General features: G+C 40.4%; 14 protein-coding genes. 3 read left to right on the top strand and 11 right to left on the bottom strand.

What is annotated here, in order from left to right; translation table 11 throughout:
• The first annotated feature begins 6 nt into the window (after positions 1 to 6).
• Positions 7 to 2,325: a UvrD-helicase domain-containing protein gene (locus ACR42H_RS07705; protein ID WP_436375384.1), complete on the top strand. Its 2,319-nt coding sequence runs from the start codon at positions 7 to 9 to the stop codon at positions 2,323 to 2,325.
• A gap of 37 nt (positions 2,326 to 2,362) precedes the next feature.
• Here ACR42H_RS07705 and ACR42H_RS07700 read toward each other — a convergent pair whose 3' ends face one another.
• The 7 genes from ACR42H_RS07700 to ACR42H_RS07670 form a co-directional block, all read right to left on the bottom strand.
• Positions 2,363 to 2,617 carry a stage VI sporulation protein F gene (locus ACR42H_RS07700; protein ID WP_009331176.1) on the bottom strand — a complete coding sequence of 85 codons (255 nt, stop codon included), beginning with the start codon at positions 2,615 to 2,617 and terminating at the stop codon, positions 2,363 to 2,365.
• A gap of 146 nt (positions 2,618 to 2,763) precedes the next feature.
• A complete protein-coding gene (locus ACR42H_RS07695) occupies positions 2,764 to 2,877 on the bottom strand; it encodes a YjcZ family sporulation protein (protein WP_019381501.1) in 114 nt (37 codons plus the stop codon).
• 160 nt (positions 2,878 to 3,037) lie between these two features.
• Positions 3,038 to 3,394, bottom strand: a complete 357-nt coding sequence (spoVAE, locus tag ACR42H_RS07690) for a stage V sporulation protein AE (RefSeq protein ID WP_113883311.1) — start codon at positions 3,392 to 3,394, stop codon at positions 3,038 to 3,040.
• A 28-nt stretch (positions 3,395 to 3,422) separates the two neighbouring features.
• The gene (spoVAD, locus tag ACR42H_RS07685; protein ID WP_113883312.1) at positions 3,423 to 4,436 is read right to left on the bottom strand and encodes a stage V sporulation protein AD; all 1,014 of its coding nucleotides are present in this window, start codon (positions 4,434 to 4,436) and stop codon (positions 3,423 to 3,425) included.
• Positions 4,436 to 4,906 (bottom strand): stage V sporulation protein AC, encoded by a 471-nt coding sequence (gene spoVAC / locus ACR42H_RS07680; protein ID WP_436375381.1) that lies wholly within the window; start codon positions 4,904 to 4,906, stop codon positions 4,436 to 4,438. Before spoVAC ends, spoVAD begins: the two co-directional genes overlap by 1 nt.
• 15 nt (positions 4,907 to 4,921) lie before the next feature.
• Positions 4,922 to 5,395: a YhcN/YlaJ family sporulation lipoprotein gene (locus ACR42H_RS07675; RefSeq protein ID WP_436375379.1), complete on the bottom strand. Its 474-nt coding sequence runs from the start codon at positions 5,393 to 5,395 to the stop codon at positions 4,922 to 4,924.
• 333 nt (positions 5,396 to 5,728) lie between these two features.
• Positions 5,729 to 6,085, bottom strand: a complete 357-nt coding sequence (locus ACR42H_RS07670) for a DUF1360 domain-containing protein (RefSeq protein WP_113883314.1) — start codon at positions 6,083 to 6,085, stop codon at positions 5,729 to 5,731.
• Between the two features lie 131 nt (positions 6,086 to 6,216).
• On the opposite strand from ACR42H_RS07670, the gene ACR42H_RS07665 reads away from it, so the two are divergent.
• Positions 6,217 to 6,720: a CotY/CotZ family spore coat protein gene (locus tag ACR42H_RS07665; RefSeq protein ID WP_113883315.1), complete on the top strand. Its 504-nt coding sequence runs from the start codon at positions 6,217 to 6,219 to the stop codon at positions 6,718 to 6,720.
• Between the two features lie 61 nt (positions 6,721 to 6,781).
• On the opposite strand, the gene ACR42H_RS07660 is transcribed toward ACR42H_RS07665, so the two are convergent.
• From ACR42H_RS07660 to mgtE, 4 genes are all read right to left on the bottom strand, one after another.
• A complete protein-coding gene (locus tag ACR42H_RS07660; protein ID WP_436375376.1) occupies positions 6,782 to 7,324 on the bottom strand; it encodes a CotO family spore coat protein in 543 nt (180 codons plus the stop codon).
• Between the two features lie 117 nt (positions 7,325 to 7,441).
• Positions 7,442 to 8,212, bottom strand: coding sequence for an enoyl-ACP reductase FabI (gene fabI, locus ACR42H_RS07655; RefSeq protein WP_436375375.1), 771 nt, complete (start codon positions 8,210 to 8,212; stop codon positions 7,442 to 7,444).
• Between the two features lie 137 nt (positions 8,213 to 8,349).
• Entirely contained in the window at positions 8,350 to 10,209 is a 1,860-nt protein-coding gene (locus tag ACR42H_RS07650; protein ID WP_113883318.1) for a monovalent cation:proton antiporter family protein, read from the bottom strand.
• 12 nt (positions 10,210 to 10,221) lie between these two features.
• Positions 10,222 to 11,601 carry a magnesium transporter gene (mgtE, locus tag ACR42H_RS07645; RefSeq protein ID WP_436375374.1) on the bottom strand — a complete coding sequence of 460 codons (1,380 nt, stop codon included), beginning with the start codon at positions 11,599 to 11,601 and terminating at the stop codon, positions 10,222 to 10,224.
• Between the two features lie 385 nt (positions 11,602 to 11,986).
• Between mgtE and prpE the strand changes: the two genes are divergently transcribed.
• Complete coding sequence (gene prpE, locus ACR42H_RS07640) at positions 11,987 to 12,721, top strand: bis(5'-nucleosyl)-tetraphosphatase PrpE (protein WP_113883320.1); 735 nt, start codon at positions 11,987 to 11,989, stop codon at positions 12,719 to 12,721.
• Positions 12,722 to 12,737 lie beyond the last annotated feature (16 nt).

Raw genomic sequence — 12,737 nt, 5'->3', positions numbered from 1 at the left:
TTTTTTATGAAGACAGCAATTTTACATAATAAAGCAGTGAATCTGGAACAATTGAATCGGGAAAGTTTTCAGCATATTTATGAAGAAGGCAAAAAAGGAAAGCTGTATTGCCCTGATTGTGGAGTTTCTGTCCGTTTGTATTTAGGAATTATGGATGAGCCTCATTTTTATCATATTCAGCAAAGCAGCAGAATGTGCAAGGATATAGTGACGAAAAAAGAATCAGCCACGATTGAAACTGAAGAATATATAGAAAGAAACGGCTTTAAAATTCCTGTTTCAAGGCCAATTGCTTCTGCTGCTGTAAAAGAAATCGAATCAGCCTTTAAAAAAGCTCAGCCAGCAAAAAATATCCCCCCTTATATCCAGGAAAGCACTCACAATCAAAGTTTCCCTGATGAATACTTAAAGTCCCTTTCACAAGCAGGAGTCTTTTTGGATGAACAGCAGGCTGCGGCTGTCTCACATATTAATGGGCCTCTGCTCGTTCTTGCAGGAGCAGGGAGCGGCAAGACCCGAGTTTTAACAACCAGGACTGCTTTTATGCTTCGCGAAAAAAATATCGATCCTAAATCAATAATGCTCGTTACTTTTACAGCTAAGGCTGCGGCTGAAATGAAGGAGCGCCTTATCCAATATCCCGGAATGGATTCACAAAAAGTCAGGCAAATCGTTTCAGGGACTTTTCACAGCTTATTTTACCGGATTCTCTCTTTCCACAATCCGGGAAAATGGTCTTCCGTCAAGCTCCTTAATAAAGAGTGGCAGCGGGAACAGATCATTAAGGAATCCAGCAAAGACTTAAAGCTCGATGAAAAGGAATTTGCCTTTGACCTTGCCCTCCAGCAAATTAGCTATTGGAAAAACTCTCTTATTGGTCCTGGGAAGGTTCATCCAAAGAATGATTGGGAGGAACAGACCGCGATACTTTATCAAAGGTATGAACAAACAAAATTAAGAAGAGAATTATTTGATTTTGATGACATGCTGACAGGCTGCCATGCTCTTTTTCATGAAAAGCCTGAAATTCTTGAACAATATCAAAATCGCTTTCATTATTTCCTGATCGATGAGTTCCAGGATATTAATAATGTTCAATATGAGCTTATGAAAATGCTGTCCGATAAAACAAAAAACGTCTGTGCAGTGGGTGACGATGATCAATCTATTTATGCTTTCAGAGGAAGCGATCCCCAATATCTTTTAGATTTCGAGAAAGATTTCCCTGGTGCTAAGGTTATAACATTGAATCAGAATTACCGCTCTGCTCACGAGATCGTATCAGCAGCAAACCAAATCATTTCTCTAAATAAACATAGACGTGCCAAAAGCATGAATGCCCAATTTTCTGGCGGGCAGCACCCATTTCTCTTTTTTCCTTTTGATGAGGAAGAAGAAGCAACGATGATCATGACTGATATTCAGGAAAAAATTGAAGAAGGATATGAGCCGCGGGATTTTGCAGTATTATTCCGCACTCATACTGGCAGCAGGGCCATTTTTGAAAGGCTGGCCAATTCCAGCCTTCCGTTTAAATTGGATCAGGATGCCGAATCATTTTATGATCGGTTTATTGTTAGAAGCATGCTTGCTTTTCTAAAGTTATCATTAAATGAAGATGACCAGAATGCTTTGAAAGATATGCTCCCGTCTCTATTTGTTAAACAATCAGTCCTTCAGGATATTAAGGCAGAAAGCATCTTGCAGGATTGCTCAATGCTGGAGTGTCTAAAGTTTATAAAAACAGGATTTGCTTTTCAGGAAAGCAAGTTAAAAAAAGTGATCTCTGTTACCAGATCAATCTCCGGACTTAGTCCCATCACTGCATTTGAAACTGTTGAAAAAGAGCTGGGCTTCCAGGACTTTTTAAAAAAACGCGGCAATGAAGGCAATAAAATGGATAAAGGCTCTGATGATATAAAAGATTTAAAGGTCGCTGCGCGCAACTTTGAATCTCTTCATGAATTTCTGGAGCATACTGAACATATGAGAGCCATGAACAAAGAAATCAAGCGCCTCAGCAGGAATAATGATAATGCCATTACTTTAAGCACTATCCACCGTGCAAAAGGCCTTGAATATAATGTGGTATATGTTTCAGGTGCAGTTGAAGGAAACCTCCCGCATGATCATGCACTGGAAGCTTACCGTTCAGGTGAGTCTGCACCGCTAGAGGAAGAACGAAGGTTAATGTACGTTGCCGTTACAAGGGCAAGGAAGGACTTATACATTTCTGTGCCGGAAAAAAGGCGGGGACGGAAGGCATATGCCTCAAGGTTCATTGCCCCCATCACAAGAAGCGGCAGGAACAAAGACGGAAAATAAACAGAAGACCTGGCTGCAACCTGGCCAGGCCCTTCTGTTATTTTTTATTCATCATCTGGGAAATTGTGTTAAAGTCAAGCTGCTTTCCATCAGCAACAATTGATTTCACAATTTTATCTTCCATATCCTTGGAAACGGGTTTATTTGCAATTTGCGAAACTCTCTTGATTACATTTCGTACTGTTTTTTCATCTTTAAAATTTGCATTCTGCAATGAGCCGGCCAGTTCAAGTACATCCTTCATATTTACGCCTGTTTTCTTTTCAAGGTTTTTAAAAAAGTTGTTATCCATGCTGATCAATCACGCTCCTTCATTTACTCCTTTATATCTTATGAAGGTGGGCGAAAAACGTGAAATGTATTAAAAATTTATGTACTTGATACGCAAAAAAGCCAACACAAAACCTGCTGCTGGTTCTGAGTCAGCCTTTGTGAAATCTAATTGTAGAAACTTGCTCCGACGATAATGAGTAATATGAATAGGACAACGATTAGAACAAACGTATTCCCATAGCCCCCGCCATATCCGCAGCCTCCATAGCCATAGCCCATGCCTCTCACCTCACTTGGATTTCTCCCTGCAACATATGTGAAAATATAGCATGGTGAATGGGCAAGCTCCCAAGGGAGGCTTGGTTTATTCAGTCAGATTGAAATAAAAGGCTTGTTTTTTAATAACTTGAAGGAAATACTAGTGTATTTACCATCTCATTTACCCTTTTGGCTTGAAAATTAGTGCACCGATAAAGCCGAAGATTATCGCAGCTGAAATACCGGAGCTGGTTACTTCGAACATTCCGGTCAATACGCCGACTAGCCCGTGCTGATCAGCTTCCTGAAGGGCTCCATGGACGAGGGAATTGCCAAAGCTTGTTATAGGGATTGTCGCTCCTGCCCCCGCAAAGTCCGCTAGCGGTTCATACAGCCCAACTCCATCAAGAACAGCTCCAATTACAACCAAAAGGCTTAATGTATGGCCAGGTGTTAACTTAAAAATATCAAATAATATTTGTCCAAATACGCAAAATAGGCCTCCAATTACAAAAGCCCAAAAAAACATAGGCAGCATGCAAATATTCCTCCTTTAAACATCCTCTTTAAGTCATTTCAATTGAAACTGCATGTGCAATACAGGGGATGCTTTCACTCTGCTGGAATGTCAATGGCGATAATAAGGCGCCCGTCGCGACAACAAGGATTCTTCTATAAGTCCCTTGCTTCATTTGATTCAAAAGGTGTCCATACAAGACAGCAGCCGAGCACCCTGCGCCGCTTCCTCCAGACTGGACAGGCTGATCATCTTTATAAATCATTAATCCGCAATCTTTAAATTTCTCTCTATCAATTTTCAATCCATTATTTATGAGCAGTTCATAAGCAGTTTCCTGCCCTATTCTCCCAAGATCCCCTGTGACAATCAAATCGTAATGTGATGGATCCAGCTGCATGTCTTTGAAGTGTGCAGTAATGGTATCTGCTGCTGCAGGCGCCATAGCTCCTCCCATATTAAAAGGATCTGTCAGACCCATGTCGATTACTTTACCAATTGTAGCAGAAGTGGTAACCGGCAAATTCGAACCAGCTGATTTTGCGGAAACCAGAGCGGCACCTGCACCAGTTACTGTCCATTGGGCTGTTGGGGGCTTTTGGCCACCGTATTCTGTCGGGTATCTGAATTGTTTTTCAACAGCAGCATTATGGCTCGAAGCACCTGTCAAAACGTGATCAGCACCACGGTAATTAACAATGAAGGATGCCAGCGCAAGTCCTTCCATTGAAGTTGAGCAAGCTCCGAAAACCCCGAAATATGGGATTTGTATCGTTCTTGCGCTTAAACTGGAAGGAGTAATCTGATTGATTAAATCCCCGGCAATATAAAATTGTACATCCTCCTTCTGGACATTTGCCTTATTTAAGGCTGTCTGTCCCGCCTCTTCCAGAAGAATCCGATGTGCTTTCTCATAAGAATCTTCACCCATCCACAAATCATCATGCAGAACATCAAAATCTTCTGACAGATTGCCGTTTGCCTCAAATGGCCCGCCGGATACACCTGCAGCTGCAATTACCGGACGGTTTTGAAAGACCCAGGATTGTTTTCCCTTTAGCATTAAATAACCCCCCAAATAATTAATAGCGTTTTAATTAGGGCCACTACAAAAGCCGAAAACACACCAAAAAGAATAACCGACCCAGCAAGCTTGAACATGTTTCCCCCTACACCCAGCACAAAGCCTTCCGTGCGATGCTCAATAGCAGCTGAAATTACAGCATTTCCAAAGCCCGTTACAGGAACGGCACTGCCTGCTCCCGAGAACTGGCCCAAACGGTCATAAACGCCAAAACCTGTCAGAAGCATGGAGATAAAGATCATCGTAGCAACAGTTGGATTACCGGCCGTCTGTTCGGTGAAATTAAAAAAGTAGATATAAAAATAAGTTATTGCCTGTCCAACAACACAGATGAGACCTCCCACCCAGAAAGCACGAATGCAATTTTTCAGGACTGGGCGCTTCAGCTCATGTTTTTGCTCAAGCTTCTCATATTGCTGCTGTTCCGGTGTTTTTGTTTTTTTACTCATGCCCCTGCACCCTTCCTATGTCATTTCATTTTTCAGCTTTATGATTTTATCAAGTTTCTTTTTAGCCTTATTGTCTGTAAAATCGGGATCTTTCATTTTTTCCTGAAGTTCAACTGCCTCAATAAAGATTTTATAATCGCTTGAAACAATGAATTTCTCATCAGGGTATTTCTCCTCAAGCATTTTTGTCATTTTCTTTTCAATCTTTTTCATGTGGAATCGCTGCAAATGCTTCACTTTGTAAGCAACAAGAGTATCCCCATTGCTTTTTACCACTGCAACATCATACAGTTCTTTCATTTTTTCGACGTCATGCTCAATGTTTTCGACTAAATCCATATTTCCCTTTGTATTTTTATCAATTAATACAGCAGGGGGATTAGTCGTTTTGAGCAGCGCAAGATCGCTATCCGTCACCTTCCCATCTCCGCTGCAGCCTGATAATAAGATCAGTGAAAATGCAATAAACGATAAAAGTCTTTTTTTCATAATAGTCCCTTCCTATGTAGAATCTTTAATTATATTGTCCTCGAATAGTTTTGGATTTATGAATATTACTATCCATCCTATTTTTCCCAGAAAAAAAACAATAAAAAAAAGCCGGGTCCTCCGGCTATTGAGCTTTCTTCGTTTTTTTTCCGCAGCCGCATCCCTTTTTCTTTTTCTTTTTGACCGGCTGTGATTTTTCAGCTTGCTGATCCTTATGATTCTTTAACATCTTTGAGGCCCTCCATTAACAATAATTTTCCTCTTTTTAATTTATGCTGAGCCTCAAAGCTTGTGTAAAACAAACGCCCACATGAAGGAACAAATAGCTATGAGCTAATTAATTAATTTTTGCACCATAGATTCTATAATAGCTGCAAGTCCGGCAACTGCTAAAATCAGCAGCACCGGAACTGCCAATGATGCATAGAAGTAATATGACACATATAAAAAAATCGCACTCCACACACCAGTACACCAGTAACAGCTTAAAAGCTCTCCGAAGAAACCTCGCACTTTTCCATCTTTCACAACCCAATAAACTTCAATTTCGCCTCCGTTTTCATCCTTTTCCTCAACTTCTTCCAAAAAAGGCGTGCGCAAAAACTCGGTAATTTTATCAAATACAATCAGTCTGGTCAGCCTGAAGCTTGCAAGAGCAAAAATCAGCAATTCCATAGGTGTTATGTCCATTTTTTTCACCTCCAATATAAAAAAATAGCCTATTTTTTCAAAAAACAAGGCGTTTGTCCGTAACCCATAGGGCACTTCGGCAATATGTTAGTAGTGTAGACCACAAGAAACAAACAAGGAGGAAAACAAAAATGGGTTGTGGAAAAAAAGACGACTTCAAAGGCAAAGGCTGTGTATGTGAAGTAGTTCGAGCTATAAAAGATATTCAAGATAACGCAGAAGATGTGTGCGAATGCCCTTCAAACTGTTTCCTGGAGCCGCTGGGAGTTATATCACCAACAGGCAGAAAACGCCACAAGCGCCCGGATACCCGCGTATTCACATTAAAAACTGCGGACGGTTCACCATTCCATGCTTTCTTTACAGGAAATGACTGTGCATGTGTATCCATTTTCTTTAGAGTAGAAGAAGTGTTCGATAACTGCTGTGCAGTGCTTCGTGTCCTAGAGCCAATAAATAGAAAACCTGGTCCAGACAAAACAGTCAACCTTGCCGATGACTGCTGCATCGACCTTAAAAAAGTTTGCGAAGTTGACGACTTCCGCAGTACTAATGACTGCGTAACAGTTGACCTAAACTGCTTCTGCGCTGTTCAATGTATTGCCGATGTAGACCTTGATATCTGTGAAGATTAATTTGGAGCCAGCCGTCCATTCGGCTGGCTATTTTTTTCTGTCTAGCTCCTGCACTTTTCTTTTACCTTCTTAGGCCAATCATTTTGACAGCATTTAATGATTGAAGACTAATTTGTTCAATCGATTCATCAAATAGCTTAACCCCGATGGATTCTTCCTTTTTCGAAACCAGAAATCCCCTTATTGCCTTATCGCCGGTTTCAAATATACAGGGTATAGGGGGAAGCTGTTTTGGAAAATCAATTAAGTACTCCAGGCGCTCAAGCGTGTCCATTTCCTTAAAGCTTTTTACACGATTGAAAGCAGGTTTTCTTTTTTCCGTCGTAAATGCAAAGGATGCACTTTCATTTTTCTCTTCCCTGCCTGCTTCAAATTCTTCAATAGCTGCCTGCACCTTTACTTCGGTCATATTTTCAGTCTTTTCTTTGGGCATCGCCTGTTCATTTATTTTGTTCCCGGGTTCCGGTACACTTTCTTTTTGTTCCAGTTTACGATCCAGCTCTGCTTTTCTGCTGGAGTAGACTGTTTGCATCCTGGTCTCTGGAAATTGGAAACTCGGCTGCTGTATATAAAATAATGGTTCCTTCACTTTTTTCTCAGCCATTTTTTTGCCCACCTCCGCTAATCTTATTGTTCGTCGTATTATATGTATGCAGAAGATGGGCTTTCGTTTCTGGTGGAAATAAAAAAAGCCCGCTCACATTGGAGCAGGCAATTTCTATTAGAGAATATGATAACCGGAATCTACGTGAATATTTTCACCCGTTATTCCTCGGGACAGGCTGCTGAATAAGAATAAAGCTGTATCCCCGACTTCTTCCGGAGTTGTTGTTTTACGGAGAGGAGCCCGCTCTTCAATTTCTTTCAGGATAGAATTGAACTCGCTAATTCCTTTTGCAGAAAGAGTCCTGATTGGACCTGCTGAAATGGAATTGACCCGAATTCCATCTTTACCGAGGTCGTTTGCCAAATATTTGACACTTGCGTCAAGGGAGGCTTTTGCTACACCCATAACATTATAATTTTTCACAACCTTCTCACCGCCAAGGTATGTGAGAGTCACAATGCTTCCGCCTTCTGTCATTAATCCTTTTGCTTCCTTGGCAATGGCAGTCAGTGAATAAGAGCTGATATTGTGAGCTAAGAGAAACCCGTCTCTTGTGGTGTTCATATATTCTCCCTGAAGTTCTTCTTTGTGGGCAAAGGCTATGCAGTGGGCAATTCCATGAATTACACCAGCTTCCTCCTTAATCGTGCCAAAGCATTTCGCGATGTCTTCATCACTTGTTACATCACAAGGAAGAACTAATGAATGTGCATCCTCCAATGATTCTGCCAATTCACGCACACTTTTCTTTAGTCTTTCTCCCGCATATGTAAAAATTAAACGGGCACCAGCATCATGAAGGGATTTGGCAATTCCCCATGCTATACTTCTTTTATTTGCCACACCCATTACAACGAATGTTTTTCCATTTAGTGAAAGAGTCATTTTAAAATCCTCCTGATTTATTATTACATGTTATTAGTACCTAGTACTAATTGTACAACAATTTATCTGAAAAGAAAAGCCGAAAAAATCCTGCTATTAAAGCAGAACTTTTTCGGCAAGAAAGATGTCGGAGAGCCCTAACACCATTCACAAAACTCAAGTTCCCTTTTTAATTCATCAACGTACTCCTTAGATCCCGTAACAATCAGGCGGTCATTAACATGCAGTTCTGTATCTCCGTGCGGAACAATAGAATCCTTACCTCTAAATATACGTACGAATATGACATCCCCTGTAAACGGGAATCGCCGGAGCATCATGCCTTCAAACTGCTCATTCTTCAATCGGATCTCGTATAAAGCTGTCTCCTGGTTCGTTAAAATGTTCACCACACTAGGTGATTCAATTAAAGCACGAAGCAGTGCCTTAGACGAAAGAATGGTTGAAAACAGCTCAATATCATGTTCCCGTAAAGTTTCTTCCATATCAGGGCTTTCCATACGGCAAATGACACGATCCACTCCCTTTTCTTTAAAAGCAATAGATAATGTCGCATTTGTCTCTTCATCCCCTGTCGAGATTACTACAATATCTGATTCAAATGCTTCTGTACCATCAAAATTTTCAATATTAAATTCATCAACTTCAATGATATCAAACAAAGAGTCAGCTATCTGCTTTTCCGCCTTTTCCTGCTTTTTATGATACAAAGCTGGTTCGTAAAGGGATGATTTAAGTTCATTATAGATCGGCATCGTCATTTGATTAGCACCAATGAAAGACACTTTTAGCTTCTTCTCTTCGGCCGCTTCCATAGGGAATAGCTTTTTAAAGACTACAGGAGTAAATATACTCGTTATGACTGCAACTAAAATCAATGTTCCGCTCATTTCGGCGGTAATGACATCCATTCTTTCACCAATAGTTGCTGCAGCAATAACAAGAGAAAGGGTTGACGTTAATAAAAACCCTGAAGCAATAACAGTTTTAATGTCATACCATCTTTTTAAAATATAGATTGGTAAAAGTTTTGAAAGCAGCAGTGCAACCAGCAGCAATGGAATAAGCATTAGCAATTTCGGATCTCCAAACAATGTCCATACGTCGAGATCCACCCCTACCATCACAAAGAAAATAGGGATGAGGAATCCATATCCGAAAGAATCCAGTTTATGGATCATTTCCTGATTTGGCGCCAGCAATGATACAAGTACACCGGCAAGGAAAGCACCTAATATATTCTCTGCCCCAACTGTTTCTGATAACGCCACCAGGAATATGATTAGTGCAAACACCGCTCTTGTTCCAATCTGAACAGTCCCTGTAGACATCGCTTCAAGAAAATTAAGGTTTTTAAACCTTCTCCCCAGGAAATACAGCAATACACCTACGCCAAATAAGACGAGAAGCAGCCAGGTATTCCCTCCGCCTGTATCATTTAATGAAACAAACACAGCCAGCAGAATCATGGTAGCCAAATCAGCAATAACGGCGATCAGCAGAATGATTTGGCCTATGCCTGTTTTCATCAAATGCGCTTCCTTAAGTGTCGGAACCACAACTCCCAGAGAGATGGTCGAAATAATTAATGTCATTAAAAAGGCATTATCAATGAAATCTGCCCAGACAAATAAATACGATAAACCCAATGAAACCAAAAATATTCCTAAAAATACAATGGAAGAAACAGCAAAAGAGTTTGGCTCAAGCTTCCCGCTTGGGAGCTTTACTCTCTTCTTTGCCGAAGAAAAAGCTGTAAAGTCAATTTCCAGACCGCTCAAGAACATTAGAAATATAAATCCAAGAGTCGAAAGAGTTTCCAGCCACATATCTTCATGTACGATATCAAAGCCGCTTTTACCGATAATCAAACCTATAAGAATCTCTGCCACCACTACAGGGATGAAATTAATTTTCAGCCGGTGCAGCAAAATGGGCGTGATAAAAGCAGCCAATATCACAATGACCAGCGAAGCTACTGATGCTCCATGTTCCATAAAATAACCCCCTTAGCCTGTTAAGTAGCTCATAAATAATGTCGCCATTCCAAAATAAATTAAAATACTGATTAGATCATTAATAGTTGTAATAAATGGACCTGAGGCAACAGCCGGGTCAATTTTCATCCTGTGCATTAGCAATGGAATCAGCGCACCGGCAAGGGTGGCTACTATCAACGTAAACAAAATTGAAACGCCAACTAAAACACCAAGAAAGAAATTTCCTTTCCAGAAGTAAACAATGAAATTCACAAGAACACCGCAAATTCCGCCATTAATTAACCCAGTCCCTGCTTCCCTTATCACCAGTTTCCACTTATTTTCTTTCTCCAGGTCACCTGTAGCAATACCCCGGACAGCAACGGCCAATGCCTGAGTCCCTGTATTTCCTGCCATCCCTGCAATAAGAGGAATGAAAACAGCCAGAATGGCAACCTTATCCAGGGTATCCTCAAATCTTCCGATAAGGCTTGCAGTTAACATACCCAAAAACAGCAGGATGATAAGCCAGGGGAGCCTTTTACGCGCTGCAGAAACTGGATTCCTGTCAATATGATCCATATCCGATACAGCAGCCAATTTGGAATAATCATCAGATGCCTCTTCTTCCATGACATCCATGACATCATCAACTGTAATAATACCCAGCAAATGGTTTTGAAAATCCACAACCGGTACGGCGAGAAAGTTATAGTCTTTAATTTTTCTTGCGACTTCTTCCTGATCTTCGCCGACAGATACGGAAACTACCCTGTCATTTGTGATTTCCGAAATCATCGTATCATCATCACTTACTATTAAATCCCTTAATGAAATAACGCCAATAAGTTTTTTTTCGTCATTAACAACGTACACATAATAAATGGTTTCCGCCCTTGGCGCTTCATTTTTCAGGATATACATAGCAGAACGAACCGTCTGATTGGCTGACAGTGAGACAAATTCCGTCGTCATTATACTTCCTGCTGTATATTCTTCGTAATGAAGCAAATCCTTAATTTCTTTTGCCGATTCATCATCCATAATTGTCAAATAGCTGACTACCTGGTCTTTATCTAGTTCATTTAAAACATCAACTGCATCATCGGCATACATTTCCGAAAGCATATCCGCTGCATAGTGGGGATTCATCTCAGCAAGGACGTCTTTATAATCTTCTTCCTCAATCTCCAAATTTTCAAATAGAGCTGCCATTTCTTCCGGAGAGAGATAAAGATAAATTTTTGCCCGGATGTCCTCATCCAGATCTTTAAAAAATGAAGCCTGATCATAAGGGTGCATATCAAGAAATTCATTCCTGAAGATATCAATTTCTTCATTTTGTAAAGATTGGATTAGAAGACTGGTATTGATGTGGGAATCTGCCCTTTCCACTGCGTGATCTTCCATAGAAATTACCTCCTCTCATACAATGAAACCTTCTTTTTGAAATGTTATCCCCAGCACAGGAACCTGAGGTGAATTGGAAAAATTTCATTCTTGCTGTGGAATTGATATTGCCAGCGGTATTTTTTTAAAACACGAAACCACGAGCTTCTTGCCCGTTAAAAAGCCTAACAGGAAAACGTACTTCACTATACTAGCAAATCTTTGTTTTTTTGTCGTCTCTGAACATTCATAAATTCAAATGAACGTTAATGTACTTTTCAGTTTTAATTTTCCCATTCCTTTAACTTAAAACCGTTAAAGCTTCTCTGCAAGCTGAAAATAAACGTCATGATAATTATTATGAAAATTGATATCATAACAGTAGAACTATTAAAGGAGCCTATATATGAGACTTGATATTATTGGTGATATTCACGGCTGCTTTGCTGAATTGAAAGAACTGACTTTGAAAATGGGCTATAGATGGAAGAGGGGATTTCCTGTCCACCCAAGTAATAGAAAACTCGCCTTTGTTGGAGACTTAACAGACAGAGGACCAGAATCTCTGGCAGTCATCGATGCAGTATATAACCTTGCCGCAAATGACCTGGCTTACTATGTCCCGGGCAATCATTGCAATAAACTATACCGCTACTTTCTAGGAAATAAAGTTCAAATTACACATGGCCTGGAAACCACAGCAGCTGAATATGAGCAGCTGGACCCGCAATCACAGATGGAAATGAAGAGTAAATTTATGGAATTATATGAAAGTGCACCGCTATACCATGTGCTTGACAACAATAAACTGGTAATCGCCCATGCTGGAATTAAGGAAAGCTACATTGGGATGCATTCATCAAAAGTTAAAACCTTTGTTCTTTACGGAGATATAACTGGAGAAAAAAATCCTGACGGGACACCTGTGAGACGGGATTGGGCTAAACAGTATGAGGGTAAGGCAGCGGTTGTCTATGGGCATACTCCTGTAAAGGAAGTCAGGAAAATCAATAACACCTATAATATTGATACAGGCGCTGTTTTTGGAAATAAATTAACTGCAATTAGATATCCGGAAATGGAATTAATGTCTGTCCAGTCAGGCATGCCTTATGTAGAAGAGAAGTTTAGGAAGATTTAATCCAAAAAGCCGGCAA

Origin of the sequence: Cytobacillus sp. BC1816 (assembly GCF_051353635.1) — a bacterium.
GTDB classification, from domain to species: Bacteria; Bacillota; Bacilli; order Bacillales; family Cytobacillaceae; genus Cytobacillus; species Cytobacillus oceanisediminis_C.
Note: the sequence above shows the minus strand (reverse complement) of the source record. Positions and strands in the feature narration are given on the sequence as shown.

Bases quoted from the DNA above. Each gene is read 5' to 3' on its own strand.
- mgtE (WP_436375374.1), bottom strand. From the start codon at position 11,601: ATGGAAGATCACGCAGTGGAAAGGGCAGATTCCCACATCAATACCAGT.
- ACR42H_RS07700 (WP_009331176.1), bottom strand. From the start codon at position 2,617: ATGGATAACAACTTTTTTAAAAACCTTGAAAAGAAAACAGGCGTAAAT.
- spoVAC (WP_436375381.1), bottom strand. From the start codon at position 4,906: ATGAGTAAAAAAACAAAAACACCGGAACAGCAGCAATATGAGAAGCTT.
- prpE (WP_113883320.1), top strand. From the start codon at position 11,987: ATGAGACTTGATATTATTGGTGATATTCACGGCTGCTTTGCTGAATTG.
- ACR42H_RS07650 (WP_113883318.1), bottom strand. From the start codon at position 10,209: ATGGAACATGGAGCATCAGTAGCTTCGCTGGTCATTGTGATATTGGCT.
- ACR42H_RS07695 (WP_019381501.1), bottom strand. From the start codon at position 2,877: ATGGGCTATGGCTATGGAGGCTGCGGATATGGCGGGGGCTATGGGAAT.
- ACR42H_RS07670 (WP_113883314.1), bottom strand. From the start codon at position 6,085: ATGGACATAACACCTATGGAATTGCTGATTTTTGCTCTTGCAAGCTTC.
- fabI (WP_436375375.1), bottom strand. From the start codon at position 8,212: ATGACTCTTTCACTAAATGGAAAAACATTCGTTGTAATGGGTGTGGCA.
- ACR42H_RS07660 (WP_436375376.1), bottom strand. From the start codon at position 7,324: ATGGCTGAGAAAAAAGTGAAGGAACCATTATTTTATATACAGCAGCCG.
- ACR42H_RS07665 (WP_113883315.1), top strand. From the start codon at position 6,217: ATGGGTTGTGGAAAAAAAGACGACTTCAAAGGCAAAGGCTGTGTATGT.
- ACR42H_RS07675 (WP_436375379.1), bottom strand. From the start codon at position 5,395: ATGAAAAAAAGACTTTTATCGTTTATTGCATTTTCACTGATCTTATTA.
- spoVAD (WP_113883312.1), bottom strand. From the start codon at position 4,436: ATGCTAAAGGGAAAACAATCCTGGGTCTTTCAAAACCGTCCGGTAATT.
- ACR42H_RS07705 (WP_436375384.1), top strand. From the start codon at position 7: ATGAAGACAGCAATTTTACATAATAAAGCAGTGAATCTGGAACAATTG.
- spoVAE (WP_113883311.1), bottom strand. From the start codon at position 3,394: ATGCTGCCTATGTTTTTTTGGGCTTTTGTAATTGGAGGCCTATTTTGC.